We start from the raw sequence: 24,760 nt of genomic DNA on the forward strand, positions 1-24,760 counted from the left end.
TATGAATTAACCATATAATCCTCTCCTTTTAATAAAAGTGAGGTAGCGATGCAAAGTATTGCCGGAGGGGTAAAAAAGCCGTAGGTATCGAATCCATGACTTTTTTGGCGTTTTTCGTTTTTTGCTCAGTCGAGGTATCTATATACATCTTCCTTCGCAAGAAAACGAAATTCAGAAGTTTTCTCATCAGCCTTTTAATCTGTGATAAAACTCCCAAACCACGCCAAAGTATATTCAGCCGAATTATACCTCTCCATAAAATATAATTATTTGCACACAAACACTTGTATATCGTGCCAAAATTATGTATAATAAACCCATATATAACTTTATACTCGGTGGTGAAAAAATGCTCGGAAAATATGTTAGAGTCAAGATAGAACATCCTATCGGCTCAACGGACGAAGCGGGCTACACCTATCCATTAAATTTCGGCACTGTATACAATACAGAAAATCAGGATGCATTTGTTATGGGCATCCATCATCCCGTTCGCAATTTTGACGGCAGAGTTATTGCCATATTAAGCGACAGAAAGAAAAATCATTACATTTGGGTTGTTGCGCCGAAAAGTACCCGCTTCATAATCAACGACATCAAGGAATACATTGATGTTGAAAAAGACTTCCCTACTTACAGACTTGACTGCCTTTATGAACGCAGTTGCGGAGCAGTCGTTTTTAGGGACATAAAAGGCGAAGTACGATACCTTTTAATCAAAAACAATCGCTCGGCTCATTGGGGCTTTCCAAAGGGTCATATCGAACCGGGAGAAACTCCCGAAGAAACCGCATACCGTGAGGTGCTTGAAGAAACAGGACTTCACATCAATTTGATTGACGGCTTCAGCTGTGTGTCAAAGTACAAAATCCGTGACAAGATTGACAAAATGGTTACCATCTTTGTCGGCACAACACGAGACACATCAACCGTTATTCAAAAAGAAGAAATCGAAGATTATATTTGGCTGACCTACGACAAGGCAATGAACCTGCTTAAGTTTGAAAATGACAAAAACATTCTTTCGGGTGCATATAATTTTCTTAATGAACACAATATAATTTAAAGGTGATTTTATGCACGAGTTTGTTACAACTTTTCAAGAATTCTTAACCTCACACGGTATCCCTGATTGGCTTGTTGTTTTCATCATATCCGTCTGCCCTGTTTTGGAATGCAGACTTGGTATGTTCACAGCAATCAGCCTGCTTCAGATGAATATTTTTAAAGGCTTCATAATCAGCTTTTTAGGTAACATATTACCTATCCCGTTCATTCTCCTCCTCATAAACAAGATTTTTGAGTGGCTCAAGAAAGTTCCGGGAATAAACAAGCCGATTTATTGGCTCGAAAAAAAGACATTGAAAAAAAGAGATAAGATTGACAAATACGGCATTTGGGGATTGCTCATTTTTGTTGCCATTCCGTTGCCGGGAACAGGTGCTTGGACCGGTTCGCTCCTTGCCTCCCTCCTCCATCTCGACAGAAAAAAGAGCTTCGGCGTAATCTGCTTGGGCGTGTTCTGTGCCGGAGTGATAATGACTGTTTTGTCAAAAGTATTTAATATGGCAGTATTTTGATGAACAATGAACAAAACTGTATGCTCACCTGTTTGAGAGCATATTTCAACAACGAAAAGCCAAATACGGAGCTGACTGCCGATTGGGACAAACTGTATTCCCTCTCTATGGCTCATAATTTAGCCCCTATTGTCTTTTCTGTGATTAAAGATAACTATTCCTTAAAAGAGAATAAAACGGCTTACGAGGGATTTAAAGACGCCTTTTATGATGCGATTGTCAACTACGATATGCAAAAAACACTTATCAATGAAATTGACAGCCTGCTGACGGCAAACGAAATTGAACACATCTTTTTCAAAGGCGCTCAACTAAAAGAATACTTCCCCGCTCCCGAACTTCGACTTATGAGCGACATTGATGTGCTGATTAGGCTTGATGACAGACCAAAAGCAAAACAGCTTTTTGTTGACAACGGCTTTGAGCTGACAGAGGACAACGGTCCTGTTTATAACTACCGCAAGAACAATGTCACCCTTGAGTGCCACACAAAGATTGTCAGCGGTAAGGTTGGCAACGCAGACGCTGAAACCTACTTTGAAGATGCAATCAATCACGCAAGTTTTGACGGATTTTGCGGAACGCTCAACAACGAATACAACCTGATGTATCTGCTGACCCATATTGCACATCATTTTTGGTTTTACGGTGCCGGGGTGAAGATGATACTCGACCTGGCTGTGTTCATAAAACATTTTTCGCCCGACCTTGACGGCGTTGTTGAAAAAATGGACGACCTGAACCTGAAACGGTTTTCGCAGATCATTTTTTCGGTTTGCTGTGATTGGTTCGGTGTTGGCAAAAAATATACCGATGATACCGTCAGCACAAAAGAATTTTTGCTCGGTTACGGTGCATTCGGCAATATAAACCGCAACAAGGCAGTTGTGGTTAAGCGTAAGGCGATTGAGGACGGTCACGACAGCAGTTTTATGACAAAGCTGACGCTTCTCTTTCCGTCATACAAAAAAATGAAAAACATTCCGTATGTCAAATTTATTGACGGCAGACCGTATCTGCTCCCGTTCGGATGGGTATACAGAATTATATATAACCTAAAAAACAAAAAAGACTTCATAAAAGAAGCAACCTCCAACCTTGACGGTGATGAAACAAGGCAGGAGGCAGAAAAAGAAATTTATTATTTTGAGGAGATAGGATTGTTATGATTTTCCTTATTATTTTGATTGTACTGCTTGCTGTGGCAGTTGTTGGATTTTTCACTTGGTTTTTCTCAACCAAGGCAGACGGAAACTGTCCGCTCTGTGCCTTGAAGGCTTTTCCGCCGTCAAAGGTGACTATTGATTACAAAAAAGACGAGGACTACCACGGCGGAAGCAAAACACCGATTATGGGTTGGTCAAGCTGGAACACCTTGCGTAACCACATTGATGAGGACACTATCCTCAATATGGGCAAGGCGATGGTGGACACAGGTCTTGCAGACGCAGGATACAAATACATCAACATTGACGACTGCTGGCAAAGTTCTATGAGAGATGAAAACGGAATGCTTCAGGGCGACCTTGAAACTTTCCCGAGCGGTATGGCAGAACTCGGCAGAAAAATCAATCATCTTGGTCTTAAGATGGGTCTTTACACATCAAACGGAACACTCACTTGCGAGGACTTGCCTGCTTCTCTCGGCAACGAGGAAATTGACGCAAAGACTTTTGCATCTTGGGGTGCAGAATTCTTCAAATACGACTTTTGTCACCACGAATACATCAGCGGTAAAACTCCGATTATCGAATATATAGGCATTAGCCGTAAAGGCGAAAGAGAGTCAATCAAGCTTACTCCCGACCGTGCAAAGTATTTTGGAAGAGCAAAGAAAATCACAGTCAAGGAACTTCCTACAAAAAAGGGTATTGCTTTCTTGAACCACGGTGCAGGCAAGGCACAATTCAAGGTTGACATTTCTCAAAGCGGAGAATATGTTTTCACCATTCATTTCAAAAAACTTGCAAGCAAAAAAGAAACCTATCTTCAAATTGATGTCAACGGCAACATCAACGAAGTGTTCTTCCCGCCAAGTGTGGCATTCACTCCCGATGCAAGACTTCAAACAGTCATCAAACTTTCGGCAGGCGAAAACATCATTACACTTCAAAACCCTGTTGTCACCCGTGCCGATTCATCATATATTCAGTACAGACGAATGGGCAAGGCACTTGAAGATGCCTCTCACGCTTGGTCAATGTATTCGGGCGAACCTCAAAGACCAATCACATATTCAATCTGTGAATGGGGAACAAACCGCCCTTGGGCTTGGGGTGCAAAGGCAGGCAATATGTGGCGCACGACCCACGATATTATGCCAAAATGGTTCAGCATTGTTTGGATATACAACCGTACCGTCAATATGTACAAAAGTGCTTCTCCGGGGCATATAAACGACCCTGATATGCTTGAAGTCGGCAACGGCAAGCTCACTATTGAGGAGAACCGTGCTCACTTTACACTTTGGTGTATGATGGCTGCTCCGCTTGTTTTGGGTAATGATTTGAGAGAACTCCAAAACGGCTCAAAGAAAAGCGATGCAATCCTCAAGATTGTTACAAACGAAAATCTTATCAGAGTTGACCAAGACTCACTTGTAAAACCTGCAAAGCGTATCGCAAGAAAAGGCACTATTGACATTCTTGCAAGACCGCTTTCAAACGGCGACATTGCTCTCTGCTTCTTCAATATGGGCAGAAGCAAAAAGGAAATTGAGTTTGACCTCGCTTCACTTAAGGATGAAAAATATCTCAACATTTCTCGCATCGGCAAGGCTCAAATCAAGAACCTTTGGAGCGAAGAAATCTTCCACTCCGATACAATCAAAACTTCTGTTGCATCTCACGATGTAAAGGTTTTCAGAATTTCAAATCTCTAAAAAAAGGCAAATATCAAACCTAACAGCCTCCCCTTATTTGATAAGGGGAGGTGGATTTTTGCATAGCAAAAAGACAGTGGGGTTTAACAAATATTTTGCATAGAAAAAGCGACCCTCGAGTCATTCGAGAGTCGCTTTTTCGTGCTTGTAACAAGCACTTGGAGTAAATTTATATAAAATCTAAAAGGGGCTATATTAAAAGGTTGATGAAATTAATCATACAACCTTGGTTGCGGTGTTAATCTCTTTTGCATTTTTCAACTCTGTGATTTTGCCTTGAGTGATAACCATGCAATCAGGAGAGTCGATGTTCAGCTCTGACGGGTTGTAATCATCAGGAACGCTGTTCTTAACCATTGCACCTTTGATCATAAAGAATGCAATATCACGACTTATTCCGGCATAATCAACATCCAAAATCTTTGATGTGATATGCTTTGAAAAGAAATTTACGAGTGGTCCCATCATAAAGGCTGTAATAATTGTGCCAATGCCGATGTTCTTTACACTCGAAACATCGCCCTTGAGGAGCGAGGTCAAACCTCCGCTCACTACAAGACCTATTATAATCACGGCAATATCCGTCATAACTCGTAGCCATTTGTAATGTATAGGAGTAAATTGGCTGAGCATAAAGCTAATCGAGTCATACGGACCAACGCCGATGTTTGAAACAAAAAACAGAGAGCAGGAAAAGCACAGAACAATTATGCCTGCCGCAAGTAGACAGATGCGAACCGCAATATTATCGCTTATATGAGGAGAAATAAGACCGCTGAAAAATTCGCAACAATAGCCGACGCCAACCATATTTATCACCGTGCCTACGCCGATCAGTCCTCTGTGAGCAACTATCACGACAAAAACGATGATTACGGCATTGACAATCAGCTGAAATGTTCCGTAGCCGATTCCCAAGGTGGAGGAAATATTCATGTTCATTGATGTAAAGGGGTCAACACCAAATCCGGAAACATTGAAAAGTGCAATTCCAAAGCCCATAACGATAATTGAAATTACCGTAAAGATAATTCGCTTAAACATATTATGCTGAACGAACATATCTTTAATGTAGCCATATGCTTCCTTTTCAAATTTCTTCATAGAATACGCCTCGTAATCTTGACAAATCCAGTCATTTGCCCAACTTTCCTCTCTCTTGCACCCTATTATAGTACCCTTTTCAAAAAATGCAAGGGGATTTTATCATATTCTATGTGTTGGATAGTATACACAAACTTAAATCAAGATTTTTGTGCAACTTGCACAAGACTATTCCATCTGTTTGCCAAGAAAAGAAGCTGCCACCTGCACAAGTTTAATGTCCGCTTCACTTGGCAATGTTCGATTTTCATCATCAAAAACAGCCACGGCACCGCTCACATCCCCACCGTAAATTATAGGATAAACAATCTGTGCACGGCGGTCAAAGCCCTCAATGGCGTTCATAGACGGCACCTTGTCGGTCTTGATGTGGATTTGACGGTTTTCCATAAGCTCCTCAAGACTTTTGCTCACTCTGCGCTCAAGCACTTCCCTTTTGCTGATGCCCGACACAGCAATCACATGGTCATTATCCGTGATGACAACAGGCATCCCTGCGTCCTTGTGCAAAACTTCCGCATACTGCCCCGCAAAGTTGGACAACTCCCCAATCGGCGAATACTTTTTAAAAATAACTTCCCCCTCGCTGTCCGTATAAATCTCCAGCGGGTCACCCTCTTTGATTCTGAACGAACGGCGAATTTCCTTTGGGATGACAATCCTGCCCAAATCGTCAATTCTTCTGACAATACCTGTTGCTTTCATTTTTACCTCTCCAATTCATTTTCATTTGTTACTGTAATATTTTGCTCAACGAATCGGAATTAATACCAATTTTTTTGAAATGCAACAACTTGAAAATCATCAAAATTATAAAAAGCATCCGTGATTACGGATGCTTTGTTTAATCTTTATAGATTAGAGTGCTGCCTTTGCTGCTTCAACGAGTGTTGCGAAGCCTGCAGGGTCTGCGATTGCGATCTCTGAGAGCATCTTTCTGTTGAGGTCGATGCCTGCCTTCTTAAGACCGTTCATAAATGTTGAATAGTTCATACCATTCATCTTTGCTGCTGCAGAGATACGAGTGATCCAAATTCTTCTGAAATCTCTCTTCTTCTGCTTTCTGCCGATATATGCATACTGACCGCTCTTCATTACTGCTTGTTTAGCAGTTTTGAACAAGGTGTGCTTTGATCCATAGTAGCCCTTAGCTGCTTTTAATACTTTCTTTCTTCTTTTGCGAGTCGCCATAGCGCCTTTAATTCTAGCCATTGTTAATTACCTCCGTAAGTTTTAATCGTTCTTCTTATTTATAAGGAACAAGTCTCTTGCATTGCTTCTGATTGGTTACATCTGCAACTGCAGTCTTGCGAAGATTTCTCTTGCGCTTTGTTGTCTTTTTAGTAAGAATGTGTGAAGTGTAAGCATGAGCTCTCTTTACCTTGCCGCTCTTTGTTGTCTTAAAACGCTTCTTTGCGCCACTGTGTGTCTTAATTTTTGGCATAGTTATTTCCTCCGTTAAAATTAATTACTTTGTTTTTGGGGACATAAACATAAGAATTTGGCGTCCCTCAAGTTTTGGTTTTTTATCAATATTTGCTTCATCTACAAGCTGGTCTGCAAATCTTTGCATATTAGTTTCGCCAAGCTCCGGGTGAGCCATTTCTCTGCCACGAAGGCGGATAGACACCTTGAGCTTATCTCCCTTTGCAAGGAACTTGCGTGCTTGGTTGACCTTTGTATTGAAGTCACCTATGTCGATATTAAGCGAAAGTCTGATTTCCTTTGTTTCAACAGTCTTTTGCTTTTTGCGATTTTCCTTTTCACGCTTGCTTTGCTCATAGCGATACTTTGAGTAGTCCATAATTTTTGCAACCGGCGGTTTAGCCATAGGAGCAATCTTTACAAGGTCAACGCCTCTTGCGTCTGCAAGTGCCTGTGCCTCTTTTGCGCTCATAATGCCCAATTGTTCGCCTGAATCAGAAATTACTCTTAATTCCTTATCTCTGATTTCGCCGTTAAGCTGTGGAGCATCTTTGCTGATAAAAAACACCTCTTTAAAAAAATAAATAAGTACAAACGCAAAACGCCTGTACTCAATAATCTCAAAAATTATTGCCCTTTTCACTTCACGCTGAAGGGGAGAACATACGCTCTGCTTTGTTGTGCAAATAATATACCATATTGAAAGCCGAATGTCAAGACTTTTTCTTTACAAATATTTTCGGCAGAAAAAACGCTGTAAACCAAAAGGCTCACAGCGTTCTGTTTTTACAACAATGCCACCATTAAATCGCTGAGATAGTTCACACCCAGACTTGTTGTCGTTAATGCAACAATCACAGCAACATATGCTACAGCAACCATAATGATTTGTGCCCAAATGAAGTTCTTTTTGTTTTTGTTTGTATTTGGACTGACAAGCCAAACAATCCAGCAAATAATGTTTACAACAGGAATTGCCGAAAGAATAAACATAAGGATATATGAGCCGATACTCATAACCTCTGTTGTCGGGTCATACGGCTGTTGATATATCGGTTGCTGATATTGCGGTTGATACGGCGGTTGGTTTGGATTCGGATTTTGATTAGGTTGATAATATTGGTTATTATAATCCTCCATATTTATCCCTCCTGTTCAATTATTCAAGAGAATTACAGTCCTGTGTTTTCTGCAATATATTTGCGAGCCTTGACGGCATATTCAAACGGATTTGCTTTTGCCGGGTCTTGCTCTGCTTCAACAACAACCCAACCCTCATAATCAGCTTCCTCTAAAATGTCGAATATCGGCTTGAAATCCACATCTCCGTCGCCAGGAACAGTGAACACACCTGCTCTGACTGCATCAAGGAATGACATATGCTTTGGCACAACTTCGTTGTTATATACATCAAGACGAACATCTTTGAGGTGAACATGCTTGATTCGGTCAACATACTTTTTAAGCACAGGAACAGGGTCGATACCTGCAAATGTGAGGTGACCGCTGTCAAAAAGAAGATACACAAGTTCAGGGTCGGTAAGTTCCATAAGTTTGTCGATTTCTTCAACGGTTTGAACACCTGTGCCCATATGGTGATGCACGGTGAAATACATGCCCTTGCTTCGTGCGTATTCGCCCATTTCGTTGAAGCCTTTGGCAACAATTGCCCATTCTTCATCGGTATAATACGGTTTTTCGTCAAGGATTGATTTTGTCAAATCGCCCTGAATCGAATTGCCCTGCTCCGATGCACCGATAACCTTTGCGCCGAGCTTATGGAGTTTGTCGCAATGAGCCTTGAATGCCTCGATAGTTTCCTCATAAGGCTTTGAGGTGAGATATGACGAGAACCACGCATTGCAAATTTGAAGTCCTCTGATGTCAAGATAAGGCTTCAAAACATCAGGGTCTGACGGATATTTGTTTCCGATTTCGCTACCCTTAAAGCCTGCAAGTGCCATTTCGGAAATGCACTGTTCAAAAGTGTTTTCCGCTCCCAAATCAGGCATATCATCATTGGTCCAACCAATCGGGGCAATCGCCAATTTTACTTTGTTAGGATTAAGCATCTTATGTTCTCCTTTTATGTTAATAATCAAAGGTTTGTGCAATATGTTTTTGCATATCGTCATATGCCTCGGCAACTCTCTTGCTCTTTGACACCTCGGCAACTCCGACTCTCCACCACGATTCAAATCCCGGTGTCATAGTTTTTGGAAGCACCTTGATGTCGAACAAAACAGGTCTGTCCTGCTTTTTGGCATCCTCAAGAGCCGATTTCAGCTCTGCCGATGTGCGAATTGAATATGCCTTTGCGCCGTATCCCTCTGCGATTTTTGCAAAATCAACAGCGATTTCGTCACCGTCAAGCATACCTGTTTTTGGATTTCTTGCACGGAACACAGTGCCGAAAGTATCTGTGCCCTGATTGTTTTGCAAATTTTCAATACAGCCCCAACCAAGATTGTCAAAAAGGCAAATATTAATCTTCAAACCTTCTTGAATAGCTGTGTATAATTCGCTGTGACCCATAAGGAACGAACCGTCACCACAGAAGGTGTACACCTCTGCTTCAGGCTTTGCAAGTTTTGCACCGAGAGCACCGTTGACCTCGTAACCCATATTGGAATATCCGTATTCCATATGATAAGTTCTGACGCCGTTAGGTCTGAAAAGTCTTTGCATATCGCCCGGAAGTGAGCCTGCCGAACCGAGTGCAATGTCGCCCTCGCTCATAAATTCATTGATGATACCGAGAGCAAGAGTTTGATTAAGTCCGCCCTCAAGCTCGGTTGAATAATACTCGTCAACAATAGCGTTCCACTCTTTTTTGGCGTCTGCAATTTCGGTTGTATATGCGGTTTTATATCCGTCAAGTGATTCAATAAGCGCCGTCAAAGTTTCCTTGGCATCGGCAACAATTGCCTGAGCATCCATTTTGTACGCATCGAACGGACAAATATTTATGCCGAGCACCTTTCTGTCCTCGTTGAAAAGCCACTTTGACGAAGTGGTAAAATCTGTAAATCTTGTGCCGACACCGATAACAAGGTCTGCATCTCTGCCGATAACATTAGCCGCCTTGCCGCCTGTCACACCGATACCGCCCAAATTGAGCGGATGATTCCAATCAATAAGTCCCTTGCCTGCCTGAGTTTCGGACACAGGAATGTTGTATTTTTCGGCAAGAGCCTGAAGCTCTTTTTCCGCACCTGAATATCTTACACCGCCACCGCAAACGATAATCGGCTTTTTTGCGGATCTAATCATCTGTGTTGCACGGTCAAGCTGTGAAGCACTTACAGGTCGTCTGTCGATATGCCAAACTCGTTTTTGGAGGAAGTGCTCCGGGTAATCATATGCCTCACCCTCAACATCTTGAGGCATTGCAAGGCAAACCGCACCCGTGTCGGCAGGGTCGGTGAGCACTCTCATTGCATTTATGCAGGCAGTCATAAGCTGTTCGGGGCGAATAATTCTGTCAAAATAATGGCAAACACCCTTGAACGCATCCGTAACCGTTCTGCCGTAATTGTCAAAAAATTCTGCCTGTTGCAAAACAGGGTCGGGTTGACGACAAGCGAATGTGTCACCCGGCAGGACAAGAAGCGGAATTCTGTTTGCAGTTGCACAACCACATGCAGTCACCATATTGGTTGCACCCGGACCGATAGACGAAACGCAAGGAATAATTGCCTTTCTGTCCATTTGTTTTGCATAAGCAACAGCGGCAAGAGCCATATTCTGCTCGTTTTTGCCCTGATAAAATTTCAAATTATGACCGCCCTGTTCAAGTGCCTGACCAACTCCGACTACACAGCCGTGACCGAAGATGCCAAAAATTCCGCTGACGAATTTTGACTCAACTCCGTCTACTTCTATGTATTGGTTATCAAGGAACTTGAGAAGCGCCTGCGCCATTGTCAATCTTTCTCGTTTCATATCGTCACCCCGTTATCAACATTCAATTTCTGAAAGTTTAACAGGACGATGTTCTGCAACCGACAACTTTGCAGCCAAGCCGAGGCGGAGTGCCTCCAAGCCGTCATTTACTGTTGTCTTTGTCGGAACATCATTTTGAACGGCATTGATAAATTCTTTCATTTCGTCTGCAAACGACTGCATATATCTTTCAAGGAAGAAATAAAGAGGCTTGTCGGTGCGATTGCCGTCATTATTGATGTAAGCAACATTTGTAGGAGTATCGTTTGACGCAGAAGCCTGACCGCCCGAACCGAACACTTCAAGTCTTTGGTCGTAGCCGTAGCAAGCCTTACGGCAATTGTCAATAACACCTATTGCACCACTCTTAAATTTGAGCGCAACAAGTGCGGTGTCAACATCTCCGGCCTCGCCGATTGCAGGGTCAACCATAACGGTAGCGTTGGCATAAACTTCTTCTACCTCACCACCGATAAAGCGAGCCATATCAAAATCGTGAACTGTCATATCAAGGAAGATACCGCCCGAAACCTTGACATATTCAATTGCCGGAGGTTCAGGGTCACGAGATGTAATTTTTATTGTTTGGAGCTTGCCGAGCTTGCCCTCATTTGCAAGGCGTTTGATTTCGGCAAAGTTGTGGTCATATCTTCTGTTGAAGCCGATTTGAAGTTTTACACCTGCTTTTTCAACAGCAGAAATAACTTTCTTGATTTTTGCAACGGTCAAATCAACAGGCTTTTCGCAGAAAATGTGCTTGCCTGCCTCGGCAGCCTCAACCGCAATGTCTGCGTGAGTGTCGGTTGACGAGCAAATAAGAACCGCCTCAATTTCAGGGTTGTTAAGGATTTCGTGATAATCCGCACAAGCGTTTGGAATTCCCAATTCATCGGCAACTTTCATTGCACCTTCCAAATAAATGTCCGAAATTGCAACGATTTCCGCCTGCGGAATATGATAAGTAATTGATTTTGCATGAACCTGTCCGATTCTTCCGGCACCGATAATGCCCACCTTAAGCTTTTGCATAGCTATTGCCCCTTTTTTGTAAAATTTGCAGGATTTTCCCTGCTTATATCAAGATATATCAAAATTATTTTATCATACAGTATAGGCGTTTTCAACAAAATTTATTTAATAATAGTATACAAAATTAGGCATAGTATCATAGTAAATTTCCACAAAACAAAAACATTCAGACTGTCGATAACTGTAATGCTCTCACTTATAATAAAAACACTTGAAATATCAAGGAAGCCCTAAAAGAATAATTGACAATAAAATCTAATACAATTATACTTATATTAAAAATGAAAGCATTGGAAGCCCTGTTTTGGTAAAGAACAAATTTGTTAGGAGTAGATAGCAGTGTTTTGTCAAAGTGATGTTTTTTGGAATAACATTAGTGAACAAAATGTTAGCGGAGATGATATTGCGGAGTATATATATTCCTCGGATTATCTTAACACTCAAAATCCAACAGAATATTGTGAGATAGAAAATGAATATAATCCTGATTTGATTCGTTATTTTTTTGAAGCAGAGAAATATCAAACCGAAGAAGAATACAAAGAAATATTCTTTCAGGGGTTTCTTGACGGAGATATTGACAAAAAAGAGTATTATGCCGCAGAATTGGCTTTTAAAAATCTCATTAATATATTGTCTGTAAAAAGTAATGTTTATGTTTATTATGAGTTTTTAGCGCCTATTGACAAAAACTCTCCTTTTCATAACAGCAGTGATGTGGATTTTGATTTTGAATTTGTTAAGAGCAATCAAGGCAAATTTGTTCAAATTGTTGATAAATTTAAACTTGAACAAATCAGTATTTTGTTTGCAAGAGAAATCGTCATCGGATATTTAATTTTTGACAATATTAAATCTGTTTTGGTTTGCAGTGGAATGCACGGATATATCCTTTCGGCTGAAAAACTGAACCGCAAATTGCTGAATGATATTTCGTCACAAGTCAGAATAGAAAAAGTATACTAAATCATACATGTTTTAATTCTCTCTATTTTCCTCGACAAAGAGTATATCATACCGTGAAAGACCTATTGATTGGTCAATGGTAGAGTTTTTTGTTTCGTATAATTTTAGGCATCAAGGCGTGGCAACGGAAGCCGTCAGGCAGATTTTCAATGTTTGGCATATCAAATATCATAAAGCCAACACAGCAAGCGTAGTGCTGTGGACCAAGATAGCAAAAATGTATGACAAGAATGCCAAGCTCTGTATAGGTGATGAGCCTCTTTCAGAGACGGAACAGAGGCAAGCGCATTGTTTTTTGAAGTTAAATAAAGGAATAAGATTTATGAACTACCCTAAAATGATTATTTTTGACTACGGTCATACCCTTTTATACGAGCCTAATTGGAATACTGAACGAGGCAATGAAGCACTTTTAAATTACGCTGTCAAGAATCCTAACAACCGTACTGTTGAGGATATAAACAAAGGAGCAGAGCTGATTTTTGGTAAACATGTTGCCAAGGTGCGTAAGCTTGGTTACGACATCAGCGGGCATATTGCGCATCGGACGCTTTATGACTATCTTGGTATCGAGTTTTCTCTTACTCCTGTGGAAATGGAAACAGTGTTTTGGGATAACGCATCATCAGGTGCCATTATGCCCGGTGCTGATAAAATGCTTGATTATCTCAAACAAAATGGTATCAGAACAGCTGTTATCAGCAATTTGTTATGGTCGGGAGAGGCACTTACAAAAAGACTGAACAGACTTTTGCCTGGTAATCAGTTTGAGTTTGTTATGACTTCAAGTGATTATTTTATCTGTAAGCCAAATCGCATCGTGTTTGACATCGCACTACAAAAAGCAGGACTTTCTGCTGAAGATGTGTGGTATTGCGGTGATCATCCTCAAAATGACGTTGAGGGTGCGGCACAGGTCGGGATTTTCCCTGTGTGGTTCGATAACTCCATTGACAAAGATTACATAGACCGAGCAAATGAAAAACAGCCTCAATGCGACAATTTGTACATTCATGAGTGGGATGAAATGATTGAGGTGTTAGACAATTTAAAAACTAAAAGGTGAATCACAATGAATACGACATGCAAACAGTTTAAAAACCGCTACGCAAAAGCTGTTGCTAATCTTCAAAAGCAATGGCAAACTGAAGCCATAACCTATGGATTTTGTTGCCGATTCTGAAGATAAAATTTTTGTCTGTGCAAATACATATTGACAATAATCTCAATATAAAAATCTTTTTTCATTTTGTTAAAAGAAAATACAAAAAGAACCAAAATCTTCGTGACTTTGGTTCTTTCTGCTTGGTATCAGAGCATCACCTTGACGGCAAAGCCACCTCTGAAGAAATAGGTGTTCGTCCAATACCTGTTTGGTGGAGATGGCGGTAATCGCACTCCGCAATGCCCACTTCGTGTGCGGCGCAGTGCTATTGTTCCGCGATTATATTTCAAAATGTTTTGCTGTGCAAAAATTTTGATTATATGCGGTTTCGATTACCTTTTTGTTATAATAAAAAGACACCATTGACAAGGTGTCTTTTTTGGTGGAGATGGAGAAGCCAAATCCGATAAAGACTCTATTTCGGATAAATTCAGCGTTTTTACATTATCCTTGTAGTTGAAATAGAAATCAATCCTGTCATCGTAAAGAATTACCGAATTTACAAATGTGTTAATCAGCATTCTTCTGTTTTCCAAATCATTAGTATTCAGTTTTTTGAAATCATTGAACCAGTATTGCAGAAACTCCCTGTCCATAGTCGGATGAGTCATACTTTCCTTTGCAATTTCTGTTTCAAGACTATCTCTCGTGTTTTCAAGCTCATCAAGTCGCTGTTTGGTTGACCTTGTGATGATGCCCTGCTCTATGGCACTAATCATATTGTCAATAGCGTGATTTGTTTGAGCAAGCTGTTTCTTCAAAGCCTTTAGAGTTGGACTTTCTTTATCTTGATATTTAAGTATCTTATCAATCAGTCTCTCAATCAGTTCATCATCATTGATAAATTTTATTACTTGATCAATAACGATGTTTTCTATCCAATCCTTTTTAACTGTCTTCTTATCGCAGGTCTTTGTGCGTTTATTGTTGACACATTTGTAATAGGCATATCGTCTTGTTTTGGCATTACCGCTTTCGCCCACCATAAATGCTTTGCACTTCCCGCAATATAATTTTGTTGTCAGCAAGTAATCGTCAATCGCTTTGTGCCTTGATGGTGCTTTTTTATTTACCGATATAAGCTCCTGCACCTTATCAAAAACATCTCTTGAAACTATTGCCGGAATGCCGTTTTCAATTACAGTACCGCTATAAACATAGTCGCCTGCATATCGTCTGTTGGACAATATGTTTGCAATGTTATTAACCGTAAACTTTCTTCCGACATTGTTCATTAATCCTTTGGCATTAAGCGAATCCTTGATTTCACTTTGCGTCATACCGGCAATGTAGTTATTGAATATTTCACGAACTATGGCAGCTGTTGTCGGATTTATTTGATAGTGCTGTTCATCATCAATGGTAAATCCAAGAGCAACCGTGCCACCGTTGTATTTGCATTTTAAGGCATTTTCGGTTAAACCACGATTTATCTTTTCTGCAAGCTCTGCCGAATAATATTCTGCGTAACCCTCAAGCATTGATTCAAGGAGTATTCCTTCTGCACCGCTTGAAATTGCTTCCGTAGCCGAGATAACCTTAACGCCATTCTTTTTCAAAATGTTTTTGTAGTGGGCAGAGTCATAACGATTACGAGAAAACCTATCAAGCTTCCAAACTATAACTACATCAAAAATCCCTTTTGAGCTATCCTTAATCATTTGCTGAAACTCAGGACGGTTATCAGTTTTGGCTGACAACGCCCTGTCAATGTATTCGCCGACTATCTGAATATCATTGTGTTGGGCAAATGCAGTACATTCCCTAAGCTGACCGTCAATAGACTCCTCACGCTGATTATCACTTGAGTATCGTGCGTAAATTACACCTGTCATTATATCACCTCAAGTGTATATAACCATAATAAAAAAGATATTGCAAGTTATTTAAATAAGAATTTAAAAGTTTTATAAAAGTATAAATAATCTTCAATTATTGCATACAAACAAAAACAACAGTTGTTTCTACAACTAACAAACAATATTCTAAGGTTAGGCTTGTTCACATTAATAGACGAAAAAATTTTTAATGATAAATGATTAAATATATGATTAATTAGATGACCGCAAAATTGATTTAATATTATCCTTTTCAATTGTATAATGATATCTTAAATAAAAGAATACAAACTCAGCTAATTATGGGGGGAGTTTTACATAATGAGTAAAAATTCCACTTGATTCAACTAAACCCTCAATATGGCTACAAAAACTTCGAGCGTTTCAGAAAACGCATACTATTTATGTTTTCTGATGCTGCTTAAACGCAAAAATGCAGTCAAAGGCAAGCTTGCCTTTGACTGCATCAGCATCCTTATTGTTTTAGGTCAACCCCAACTCTTGACAAAGAGCCAAAGTTTTAGGACACTATCATTGTTGACAGTGTCCTAAATAGCACCAATAATTTACGATTTGTTTTTGCTAATAAGTTCTTTTGTGTAACGAAGTTTTTTTACCTCATAAGTTCGACTATAAGTACATTTAAAACATTCCGGGTAAAAAATTGCCAAATTAGAACCTTTGCTATGCATAGCACTTTGATATTCTATACCATCAAAAACTGCTTGCCCTTTATCATCTACAATCGACATAATAAAATCACAGATATACTGAGTTGGAAGATAATCTAAAGGACTATCTCCTCTTCGCATTGTGCGACTCATTTCTTCGTTGATTTTCAACAAATGATCTCTATTTATTGCAAGAGCCATGCAATCCACATCGTCACCAAATGGACTTATTTTATGTATTAATTTTAAGTCAACAACCTTGATTGGCTTTAATTGTTTAAAAGTTCCAATGGTAACATAATCATATTCTGCAGCACGAATCTCGTGATAGGTGGTTTCTCTATCATTTGTCAAATACAATCTGCTAATTCCAACCGAATTGGCTCTGCCATCTGTAGCTTTATCTTTCGGTGGAGCTCCCATTTCACTTGGCGAAAAACCATCTTGGTTTTTTGCAATTCTGCCCCTATAGAAACGTTGTTTGCTTATAGGAATATCTTTGCTAATATCCATACAATATTTTCTCAATAAATCTTTATCTATTAAGTCTGTATGAAAACGATTCTTATGTTTTAATGCCTCAACAAAATCATCCCATTTTTCAGCACGTAGTATAGAGTTATTACTTAAATATTCCTTGTCGTATTTTTCTGGAATTCCAACAGGTACTTCAAAAACTATTGGGTAATCTTCTAATACAGTCGGAGATAAACTTTTTAGTATATTAAGGATTGATTCATTTGATATATCAGAAAAAATATCCCAATCGTTCTTTATTGCATCAACTAATGATCTGCGTTCACCAATTGGGTAATTCTCAGGCAAATCGTTTTCAGCTGTGTAAATAGATAGGAGATTGTCAAACATTCCGAACAAAGTTGAATCTTTTTCAGTATCATATACCTTTACATCCATTGTACCGCATATAGGACAAGAGCCTAAAGATCCACGCTCTTCAATAATTGATTTTATTTCTAAATTGTGAAAACAATTACTACAAAAGATCATTATATTTTACCATCCAAATATCTTCCAACAAGTTCAAAGTGATGCATCAAAGATAATTTTTTCACAACGCCAAGTCCTGGGTAAGACTGCTCTGCACATATCTTTTCAAATGTTTGAATAGCTAATGTATCAAGTTGTTGGGCTTTATTCCATTCAACTAACTGCTTAACAGCTTGATAAAACTTATTTGCAGGGTCGCTAATATCATCATTATCTTTTGAAACAAAATGATGAACTCTTAATTCTTTATCATTATCAAAATATACGATGTGAATAGCAACTGCATATGGAGCAAATCCTGTTTCTGAATATTCTTCTCCTATAATCGAATAATCTGAGAAACCGATATACCCATCATCTTTATAGTAAATATGGTCATTTGAAAAAAACTCATCCGGGTCATCAATATAATCTTGATTACGTGGCTTTTTATTAAACTTATCCTCTAACAGAATTCTATTATTTCGTATTTTTCTGAATGCAGATGCATAAGGAACTACTGTTTTAACAGATGAGTTTGAATCGAATGAATCATTAAAATATTTAATAGTGTCAGGATTTGTGCAAAGCGTAATAATGTCTGCATCATCTATACCATTTTCTCGCATTTTTTCAACATGATCAAAAGTACTACTATCAATAATTATTCCATTCAAAACATTATTCTCTTCTATTATTGCTTTTAATCTATCCTTATATTTAGCGTTTTTAGGATTGCGAATATCAACTAACATAGAACCTACTTTGGGATTTAGAATCAATGCTAAATTTCGCTTTGCCTCTGAAAAAGCTTCCAATGTGTTTACTAATGTTGGTGATAATTTAACTGGCTCAATAATCGGAATTATACTATCACTTAAAAGTGACTTATTTAACAACTCTTTTATTGCCAGTAATTCATTTTGTCTACCTCTTAATATAGGATAATACAATCATATCACTCCTTCAAATGGTTTGTTAAGATACTCTGATAGTGCATCCAGTTGAGATTGCTGAAACTTTGAAAAATAGACTAAAAATCTTAGAGCATATGGTACTTGGTTAAAGTCTATAATGTCAATCTTGTTTCTTTTCTTTAACTCTTTTAAAAACATTGGATATAATTCATCAATGGACTTTTCACACGCAATTCGCCTACATTCTTTGTAATAGTTCACTGGAGTTACATTCGGTAATTCACCATTGATTTGCTTAATAATACTTTCATATTCTGGTTTGTTCAATATCTTAAAGATTTGGTCTTTTTCAAGCAGATCTCGATACTCTAGTGGTTCTTTTAATCTCCTTATAGTGTTTTTTGAACTCAATACATATATACCAATGGGCATATTTTCAAATCTAACAAATAATTCTTTTGCCTGAGTTTCACTTGTTACTACACATACATGATCAAATGCCTTATAATAATCTTGTAGTTGTGTTTCTAATCTATCAAAATTATCTAACTCGGTCTTAATTTCATAAACAACTGCCTTCCCATTAATCATAATAAAATCGGCCTTTGATTTAGCAACAGGAATCTCAGTTAAAGCAGTTGTTGTTTTTAATCGATGAGCACTAATTATTAGTTTATTTAGCAAAGTGTTCTTATAAAAGTATTCGTTTCGATAGGATTTCCCTAAATATTGATATATTTCAGAAATGACCTTTTCATTTTTTACTTCCCCATCAAAAGAGATTTCATATCGTTTTATAATTTTATCAAGAAGAGGAGCATTATTTTGCTCGTCAATTAGACTACGTAGCATGTTTTGTGTAAAAACGCGAGTTAAAACTGAATCATTTGTACTCATAACTTACCCTCCTTCTAATAATTATAAATATCCATACTTATAGTACCACAAACTTTTTGACTTTACAACCCTTTACTCTGATCTTAACAATTAATATCTTGAATAAAGGTAAAAAAACTCTGAAAAAAATATAGTTCATAAAACTGATAATATAAGAGACAAATATAATACATAACAAACAAAGGCACTGCGTGAGCAGTGCCTTGCTTGTTATACTTCCGTAAGAAATCCTTGAGTAAAGGCTCCGGGAAATTGGAACTTTTTTGGGACGGATTGCCCGTCAAATTTAACGAAAATATATGCCTGTCCTTTATCGGTAATTATTCCGGTTCCAAATGCTTTGTGCTTAACCTTTGTTCCGACTGCAATATTTGATGTGTCAACTTCTACTGCCTTTGGCTTTGTTTGAGTTGGCACTTTTGGCGGTACAAAAGCAGGACGGTAGGTTGGCGTAGGTTTGCGGTCAATAGTGACCTTCTCTTCTCTTTGTGTTTGAGCAACGGTATTAACTGTTTTCATTGATGTATGCTGAGGTGTTGTATATGCTTTTTCCTCGAATTTCATTGACTCACTAAGAAGACCTGCCATTGTGTCATAATCTTCCTTTGACACAACTGTTGAATACAAACCGATTTGTTCGCCAGCGTGACGGTCAATTCCTGTGTAAGAAAGACTTGCGTCTTCGTAACGTTTAAACTTATAAACGGCGTCATTCATCAAGCTTTCGTTAAACACATTAAGCGACACAAGAAGTTCAAAATCCTTCACATCAAGTCCTGTAACCTTTTTGAAAAGTGTAGGCTCAAGTTGAGTAATAACATCTTTAAGACTGTATTCACGATAGTCTGTCAAATACATAAACACGGGAATACGAGTAGCAAATTTCATCAGCTTTTCCTGAATTTCCTTGCGCTTAGATTTATACTCTTTCTCTTCTTCACTGAGCTCCTTTTTTTGCTTTGGCGTAAGATTTTCGGATTCTTTCTTAGCCTTTTTAACTGCTTCGCTTTTGTTGATAATTGTTGTAATATCATCATTAAGCGAACGGAAGCCCTCAATTCTCATTAGTGCTTCCATTGCTTCCTTATTTGCAAGAAGTTTGTTAAGAGTGTCATTGTCAACATTAACAAGTAGTGCAGATGCCCAACGCTTTGCAAGGAGGGTTGCAGATGTTCCCGCCATTGCAATATCAAGAATATCACCTGCATCAACCTGTTTCATACCTGAACCGTCATAAGCAAGGACAGGTAAAAATTTTATGAATTCGCCGACCTTCTTTTCGGGATTTGATTCAGCAACATTAAGTCTGCAAGAGTAATCGCTGATTTGTCTTAGCGCTCTGTCAAGTGCAAAGTCAAATACAAAACATTCCTTTTTAACTATTTCCTTTGAACCGTTATCCGTTTTGATTTCCCAAGGAGACTGCACACGAAATGCCGCTTGAAAATATGTTTCAGGTGATGACATATTGGATAGCATAAATATTCCCGTCCACGGTTTAACCGTAACTCCTGTCATCAATTTACCACAGGAAAGGGTAATGGTTTTAGTCCTCAGCGGATCGCCCATAGATTCCTGAACTGGACCTAAAGCTTTTGCACCTATACCTGCTTCTGTTCCGGCACATACATTTATAGCATAATCATCAAAGAAATTATTTTGCCTTTCTCTCAAAAGATTATTCATTGCATAACAGCTTGAAACACTTGGCATAAACCACAGTGTATGAGATAAAACCTTCAACAGCGTTGTGTCACTAAAAGGCATCGGTGGTTTTTTTGCACCAAGCTTTAACTCGTCAACTGTTGTTTCAAGATACGAACCACGAATAAGATTCAACCACTTTTGCACATAATCCTTATAAACAAATTGTGCATCCTTGCCTTTTCCTTCAGCCTTGAAAAATAAGTTCAAGTCAAATTCGTCAAATTCTCCCTGCTTTGCAATCTTTGTAATGCTGTCGGGGATTTTATATGTAAGCATAAACATTTTGGGCAAAGCCAAATACGGATTATCCGAGCCTTGCCAATTGTCTTTTGCTCGCTGTTCATCGGAATAAGTCCAATTATAAATCTGCTCTTCAATGAATTCACCGCTGTTTAGTGCTCTAAACGGTGTGCCTGATAGGTAGAGATAATGAGTAGTTGTAATAGGAAGCCAGGTTTCATCATAAGCATTGGCTCTGTCGTAATTAGTTAAATCTTCGCCAAAAGTATCTTCGTCATTTTCAAACAATCCTTTAGCGGTGGAACGCCACGCACCAAAATGGTACTCGTCAAATATAACAAGATCCCAGTTGATTTCGTGTACCCACTCATTCTTTGCTTTTATACCGCCTGTTTCTTTATTGACTCCCATAAAGTCCTGAAATGAACCAAAGCATACAATCGGTCTTTCCTTGTCTGCCTTTTGATATTGAACATCAATGTTGTCTTCACCAAGTACGGTAGGTCTTGAAATAAACTGCCAACCTTCAAAGTCAAGATGTGTCATTAAATCTTCACGCCAAGCAACCTGCACAGCAGGCTTAAAGGTTAAAACAAGTACACGCTTAAATCTCATTTTCTTTGCAAGCTGATATGCTGCAAAGGTTTTTCCGAAACGCATTTTTGCGTTCCACAAAAATTTAGGTGTTCTGCCTTCCTTTTCGGCAGATGCATAGTAAGTGATAGTTTTATTTACTGCCTGTTCCTGCTCAGGACGCATTTTAAAGCTTTCTGTTCTGTTTTCAACATTGTCAATGTGATTTTTGACTGCCTCAACAGCTGCTTTTACATCATTTACGGTACATTCGTACCATTCTCCTCCAACACACTTAAAATGCTTATTTTTCAACACCTTATGTACATCATGGTCGGTAAATGTTCCGCCGTCGCTATACATTGCCGATGCTCTGTATTCAATTTTATATGGCAATTTTCCATTTGGCAGTTTAACAGGATATTGCTGTGCCACACGCTTATCAACATCAACAGCGGTATATCCGACCTTTAAGCAATTCGGATAGCGAACATCTGAATAAGCATAAATCATCGGTCGTGACTGTGTTTTTTGATGAATAACATCACTAATAGATTTTATTTCAGCCATTGTTATACTCCGTCAATCTCCATCGGTTTAATCATTGATTCAATAAAATCAATTTCTTCTTGTGTCAAGTTATATTTTTCATATAACTCTTCATCTGTCCAAAGTTTAGAAAAATCTTGAAGTGGAACAAACATGAATTTTTCTTTTGAAATGTTAATTGAAGATATAGCTTGAAGCAATAAAAAACGCGCAAATTTTGTTTTCAAATATCCATACAAGTTATTATTTTCAATTTCATTATCAAAATTTCCAACTAAAAAATAAGAAAAAGTACATATTTCTTTTGGTGGAAGCGGTTGAAATTTTGCCAAAACTTTAAATGTTCCGTCTTTGCCAGGTTCACCTGCGTGTTCGCCGGTCGTTTTACTAACCATAACCTGATATTTATCTATATAATTTTTGCCTTGCAAGACTTCTTTTCGATTTACGAACCCAACTCCTTTACTTGAATGAAGTTTTATAGAATTGTTAAAATCAGTTTCTAAACCTCTGCTGGAAGAACTAAATCCAAATGGGTTTAAAGAGCTTACTATGCTTGCCAATGATTTTTCGTTCTTGGACTGAACTTTATGAATAATATCAATTGCCTGGTTATATCTTACAAAAATGGGGAATTCTTTTAAATCACGCAAAGCGGTATTTGAAATTTCTCCACTTTTACTCGTGAAAGAACATAACCCTTTTTCATCTCGCGACCACAGAAAATAACAAACACCACCACCAATACTATTTTGTGGAAAACAATCTTTTGCATTAGGATAATCAACCATCTGAATCAAGTGTCCGTCCCCCAGCATAGTATCTCTAAAAGAATCAAGTCCCATGCCTCCGGCAAACCATCTTGAAGGTATAATCATTGTTAAAAACCGCGGTCTTAGTTTTTTTGATTGTTCAACAAAAAGGTTGTACAAAGGTCTCGCTTGCTTTGCAGACTCATCATTGCCTCCTCCTGTATTTAGTTGATAAGGCGGATTGCCGATTATTACATCAAATTTCATATTAAAGATATCCTCCGGTTTTAATGTGTGAATAAATTCGTAGGCGTGGTACTCAAGATTTTCTCGCACTTGCTCGCCGAACATTTCCTGAGATGCACCGCAAAAAACGCATTTACCATTCATCCAAGTATGGTGGATATTCTTATATCTGATATTCCCCTGCACATCATCAAAGCGAGTAACGGAATATTTACTGTTTGGATATTTACTGCAATAAAGACTACGGCGTGAAAGCAGGCTTGTAAGCTCTGTTATTGCAATGCCGTATAACTGTTTTTGAAAAATATGATCTATTCTTTCCTGCAAATCTGGTATTTGATCTTCTAAGCCATCAATAAGCCTTTTTGCAATTTCTCTCAAAAAAACACCCGATTTGCAGGCAGGATCAAGAAATGTAGTATTAGGATCACTAAACAGTTCCTGTGGCAGCATATCAAGCATTTTATTTGCTATGTCCGGAGGCGTAAAAACTTCGTCGTTTGACAGATTTGCTATGCAGGAAAGAACATCCGGATTATAAGCAGTATTATAAAAATCACTCATATTTGTTAATCCTCCTGTAATCTGTCAGCGGAAATTCTTTAACAGGTTTAGGTATAACCTCATTAGTAATCGGATCTTTTTCCCAATACTCATAGTTATCCGCATCGTCCTCAAAAAGTGAAAAATTCATTGAATAGTTGCTATCGTCATCATTTTCTTTTAGCAAAACATCAAGTCGAAAATCTCGGCGTTTGATTTTATCGCCCGATACAAGTGACCACTCGCTGAAGATTATCGGCTCACCGTCATCTGTAAGCATAGTCAAAGCATTTCCGCATAAAATATTTCTACCAAGAATAAATTTGACAACATCTCTGCATTCGTCATTAGCGATTTTGCAGTTTTTTGTATATTCTTTATTCCAAATATCAAAAAGCCTTTGTCTGCATTCGTTTGCGTTATCGCTAAGTAGTTCAACACCATAAATACTCATAACGGCTATTACAGAATATTTCTCATATTCATCAGCACTCTTTTTGTACTTACTTTTGACAACATTTAGTTTTCTTGATAAAATCTCAGCTAAGAAATTTCCGTTACCACAGGCAGGCTCAAGAAAACGACTGTCTATTCTTTCAGTTTCCGATTTAACAAGGTCACACATAGCTTTCACTTCTCGTTCATTTGTGAAAACCTCGCCATGGTCAGCAACACGCTGTTTGGATTTAACTTGTTTTTTCATAACCTCTCCAAATAAAAAAGCGTTTCTCAGAAATGTTAATTC

22 protein-coding genes are annotated in these 24,760 nt (G+C 38.6%); 6 read left to right on the forward strand and 16 right to left on the reverse strand.

Annotation, left to right across the window (positions count from 1 at the left end; genetic code table 11):
• The first annotated feature begins 349 nt into the window (after positions 1-349).
• The 4 genes from B5D29_RS06570 to B5D29_RS06585 are packed head-to-tail and all read left to right on the forward strand — an operon-like array spanning position 350 to position 4,461.
• Complete coding sequence (locus tag B5D29_RS06570; protein WP_159443420.1) at positions 350-1,066, forward strand: bis(5'-nucleosyl)-tetraphosphatase; 717 nt, start codon at positions 350-352, stop codon at positions 1,064-1,066.
• Positions 1,067-1,076: 10 nt separating this feature from the next.
• A complete protein-coding gene (locus B5D29_RS06575) occupies positions 1,077-1,580 on the forward strand; it encodes a COG2426 family protein (RefSeq protein WP_078768787.1) in 504 nt (167 codons plus the stop codon).
• Entirely contained in the window at positions 1,580-2,749 is a 1,170-nt protein-coding gene (locus tag B5D29_RS06580) for a nucleotidyltransferase domain-containing protein (RefSeq protein ID WP_078768788.1), read from the forward strand. Before B5D29_RS06575 ends, B5D29_RS06580 begins: the two co-directional genes overlap by 1 nt.
• Positions 2,746-4,461 (forward strand): alpha-galactosidase, encoded by a 1,716-nt coding sequence (locus B5D29_RS06585; protein ID WP_078768789.1) that lies wholly within the window; start codon positions 2,746-2,748, stop codon positions 4,459-4,461. Before B5D29_RS06580 ends, B5D29_RS06585 begins: the two co-directional genes overlap by 4 nt.
• 216 nt (positions 4,462-4,677) lie before the next feature.
• On the opposite strand, the gene B5D29_RS06590 is transcribed toward B5D29_RS06585, so the two are convergent.
• The 9 genes from B5D29_RS06590 to iolG all read right to left on the reverse strand — a co-directional run bounded on the left by B5D29_RS06590 (position 4,678) and on the right by iolG (position 11,964).
• Entirely contained in the window at positions 4,678-5,565 is an 888-nt protein-coding gene (locus B5D29_RS06590; protein ID WP_078768790.1) for a YczE/YyaS/YitT family protein, read from the reverse strand.
• A 168-nt stretch (positions 5,566-5,733) separates the two neighbouring features.
• Positions 5,734-6,270 (reverse strand): stage V sporulation T C-terminal domain-containing protein, encoded by a 537-nt coding sequence (locus tag B5D29_RS06595; RefSeq protein ID WP_078768791.1) that lies wholly within the window; start codon positions 6,268-6,270, stop codon positions 5,734-5,736.
• Between the two features lie 153 nt (positions 6,271-6,423).
• The gene (gene rplT, locus B5D29_RS06600; RefSeq protein WP_078768792.1) at positions 6,424-6,777 is read right to left on the reverse strand and encodes a 50S ribosomal protein L20; all 354 of its coding nucleotides are present in this window, start codon (positions 6,775-6,777) and stop codon (positions 6,424-6,426) included.
• A 34-nt stretch (positions 6,778-6,811) separates the two neighbouring features.
• A complete protein-coding gene (gene rpmI / locus B5D29_RS06605) occupies positions 6,812-7,009 on the reverse strand; it encodes a 50S ribosomal protein L35 (RefSeq protein WP_078768793.1) in 198 nt (65 codons plus the stop codon).
• Positions 7,010-7,033: 24 nt separating this feature from the next.
• On the reverse strand, positions 7,034-7,633 hold the full coding sequence (infC, locus tag B5D29_RS06610; protein WP_242941758.1) for a translation initiation factor IF-3: 600 nt from the start codon (positions 7,631-7,633) through the stop codon (positions 7,034-7,036).
• Positions 7,634-7,776: 143 nt separating this feature from the next.
• Entirely contained in the window at positions 7,777-8,130 is a 354-nt protein-coding gene (locus tag B5D29_RS06615; protein WP_078768794.1) for a hypothetical protein, read from the reverse strand.
• A gap of 32 nt (positions 8,131-8,162) precedes the next feature.
• The gene (gene iolE / locus B5D29_RS06620) at positions 8,163-9,062 is read right to left on the reverse strand and encodes a myo-inosose-2 dehydratase (RefSeq protein ID WP_078768795.1); all 900 of its coding nucleotides are present in this window, start codon (positions 9,060-9,062) and stop codon (positions 8,163-8,165) included.
• A 19-nt stretch (positions 9,063-9,081) separates the two neighbouring features.
• On the reverse strand, positions 9,082-10,935 hold the full coding sequence (iolD, locus tag B5D29_RS06625; RefSeq protein ID WP_078768796.1) for a 3D-(3,5/4)-trihydroxycyclohexane-1,2-dione acylhydrolase (decyclizing): 1,854 nt from the start codon (positions 10,933-10,935) through the stop codon (positions 9,082-9,084).
• Between the two features lie 15 nt (positions 10,936-10,950).
• Positions 10,951-11,964 carry an inositol 2-dehydrogenase gene (iolG, locus tag B5D29_RS06630; RefSeq protein WP_078768797.1) on the reverse strand — a complete coding sequence of 338 codons (1,014 nt, stop codon included), beginning with the start codon at positions 11,962-11,964 and terminating at the stop codon, positions 10,951-10,953.
• Positions 11,965-12,303: 339 nt separating this feature from the next.
• Between iolG and B5D29_RS06635 the strand changes: the two genes are divergently transcribed.
• Positions 12,304-12,930 (forward strand): hypothetical protein, encoded by a 627-nt coding sequence (locus tag B5D29_RS06635; protein ID WP_078768798.1) that lies wholly within the window; start codon positions 12,304-12,306, stop codon positions 12,928-12,930.
• Between the two features lie 322 nt (positions 12,931-13,252).
• Entirely contained in the window at positions 13,253-13,996 is a 744-nt protein-coding gene (locus tag B5D29_RS06640) for an HAD family hydrolase (RefSeq protein ID WP_078768806.1), read from the forward strand.
• Between the two features lie 431 nt (positions 13,997-14,427).
• Here the strand turns inward: B5D29_RS06640 and B5D29_RS06645 are convergent, their stop codons facing one another.
• From B5D29_RS06645 to B5D29_RS06675, 7 genes are all read right to left on the reverse strand, one after another.
• Positions 14,428-15,930 carry a recombinase family protein gene (locus B5D29_RS06645; RefSeq protein WP_078768799.1) on the reverse strand — a complete coding sequence of 501 codons (1,503 nt, stop codon included), beginning with the start codon at positions 15,928-15,930 and terminating at the stop codon, positions 14,428-14,430.
• Between the two features lie 569 nt (positions 15,931-16,499).
• Positions 16,500-17,519, reverse strand: a complete 1,020-nt coding sequence (locus B5D29_RS06650; protein ID WP_159443421.1) for an RES family NAD+ phosphorylase — start codon at positions 17,517-17,519, stop codon at positions 16,500-16,502.
• 92 nt (positions 17,520-17,611) lie between these two features.
• Positions 17,612-18,544 (reverse strand): sce7725 family protein, encoded by a 933-nt coding sequence (locus B5D29_RS06655; RefSeq protein WP_078768801.1) that lies wholly within the window; start codon positions 18,542-18,544, stop codon positions 17,612-17,614.
• On the reverse strand, positions 18,545-19,405 hold the full coding sequence (locus tag B5D29_RS06660; RefSeq protein ID WP_078768802.1) for a sce7726 family protein: 861 nt from the start codon (positions 19,403-19,405) through the stop codon (positions 18,545-18,547). It abuts the gene before it with no gap.
• A gap of 210 nt (positions 19,406-19,615) precedes the next feature.
• The gene (locus B5D29_RS06665; RefSeq protein ID WP_078768803.1) at positions 19,616-22,495 is read right to left on the reverse strand and encodes a GIY-YIG nuclease family protein; all 2,880 of its coding nucleotides are present in this window, start codon (positions 22,493-22,495) and stop codon (positions 19,616-19,618) included.
• 2 nt (positions 22,496-22,497) lie between these two features.
• On the reverse strand, positions 22,498-24,036 hold the full coding sequence (locus B5D29_RS06670; protein WP_078768804.1) for an Eco57I restriction-modification methylase domain-containing protein: 1,539 nt from the start codon (positions 24,034-24,036) through the stop codon (positions 22,498-22,500).
• On the reverse strand, positions 24,029-24,718 hold the full coding sequence (locus B5D29_RS06675) for a DNA methyltransferase (RefSeq protein ID WP_078768805.1): 690 nt from the start codon (positions 24,716-24,718) through the stop codon (positions 24,029-24,031). The genes B5D29_RS06670 and B5D29_RS06675 overlap by 8 nt, the downstream gene beginning before the upstream one ends.
• Positions 24,719-24,760: the final 42 nt, after the last annotated feature.

The organism is Eubacterium coprostanoligenes, from assembly GCF_900167205.1.
Lineage (GTDB): Bacteria > Bacillota > Clostridia > Oscillospirales > Acutalibacteraceae > Eubacterium_R > Eubacterium_R coprostanoligenes.

Bases quoted from the DNA above. Each gene is read 5' to 3' on its own strand.
- B5D29_RS06645 (WP_078768799.1), bottom strand. From the start codon at position 15,930: ATGACAGGTGTAATTTACGCACGATACTCAAGTGATAATCAGCGTGAG.
- B5D29_RS06615 (WP_078768794.1), bottom strand. From the start codon at position 8,130: ATGGAGGATTATAATAACCAATATTATCAACCTAATCAAAATCCGAAT.
- B5D29_RS06595 (WP_078768791.1), bottom strand. From the start codon at position 6,270: ATGAAAGCAACAGGTATTGTCAGAAGAATTGACGATTTGGGCAGGATT.
- B5D29_RS06675 (WP_078768805.1), bottom strand. From the start codon at position 24,718: ATGAAAAAACAAGTTAAATCCAAACAGCGTGTTGCTGACCATGGCGAG.
- iolD (WP_078768796.1), bottom strand. From the start codon at position 10,935: ATGAAACGAGAAAGATTGACAATGGCGCAGGCGCTTCTCAAGTTCCTT.
- B5D29_RS06570 (WP_159443420.1), top strand. From the start codon at position 350: ATGCTCGGAAAATATGTTAGAGTCAAGATAGAACATCCTATCGGCTCA.
- B5D29_RS06590 (WP_078768790.1), bottom strand. From the start codon at position 5,565: ATGAAGAAATTTGAAAAGGAAGCATATGGCTACATTAAAGATATGTTC.
- B5D29_RS06665 (WP_078768803.1), bottom strand. From the start codon at position 22,495: ATGGCTGAAATAAAATCTATTAGTGATGTTATTCATCAAAAAACACAG.
- B5D29_RS06585 (WP_078768789.1), top strand. From the start codon at position 2,746: ATGATTTTCCTTATTATTTTGATTGTACTGCTTGCTGTGGCAGTTGTT.
- iolE (WP_078768795.1), bottom strand. From the start codon at position 9,062: ATGCTTAATCCTAACAAAGTAAAATTGGCGATTGCCCCGATTGGTTGG.
- rplT (WP_078768792.1), bottom strand. From the start codon at position 6,777: ATGGCTAGAATTAAAGGCGCTATGGCGACTCGCAAAAGAAGAAAGAAA.
- B5D29_RS06660 (WP_078768802.1), bottom strand. From the start codon at position 19,405: ATGAGTACAAATGATTCAGTTTTAACTCGCGTTTTTACACAAAACATG.
- iolG (WP_078768797.1), bottom strand. From the start codon at position 11,964: ATGCAAAAGCTTAAGGTGGGCATTATCGGTGCCGGAAGAATCGGACAG.
- B5D29_RS06575 (WP_078768787.1), top strand. From the start codon at position 1,077: ATGCACGAGTTTGTTACAACTTTTCAAGAATTCTTAACCTCACACGGT.
- B5D29_RS06650 (WP_159443421.1), bottom strand. From the start codon at position 17,519: ATGGATGTAAAGGTATATGATACTGAAAAAGATTCAACTTTGTTCGGA.
- B5D29_RS06640 (WP_078768806.1), top strand. From the start codon at position 13,253: ATGAACTACCCTAAAATGATTATTTTTGACTACGGTCATACCCTTTTA.
- rpmI (WP_078768793.1), bottom strand. From the start codon at position 7,009: ATGCCAAAAATTAAGACACACAGTGGCGCAAAGAAGCGTTTTAAGACA.
- B5D29_RS06580 (WP_078768788.1), top strand. From the start codon at position 1,580: ATGAACAATGAACAAAACTGTATGCTCACCTGTTTGAGAGCATATTTC.
- B5D29_RS06670 (WP_078768804.1), bottom strand. From the start codon at position 24,036: ATGAGTGATTTTTATAATACTGCTTATAATCCGGATGTTCTTTCCTGC.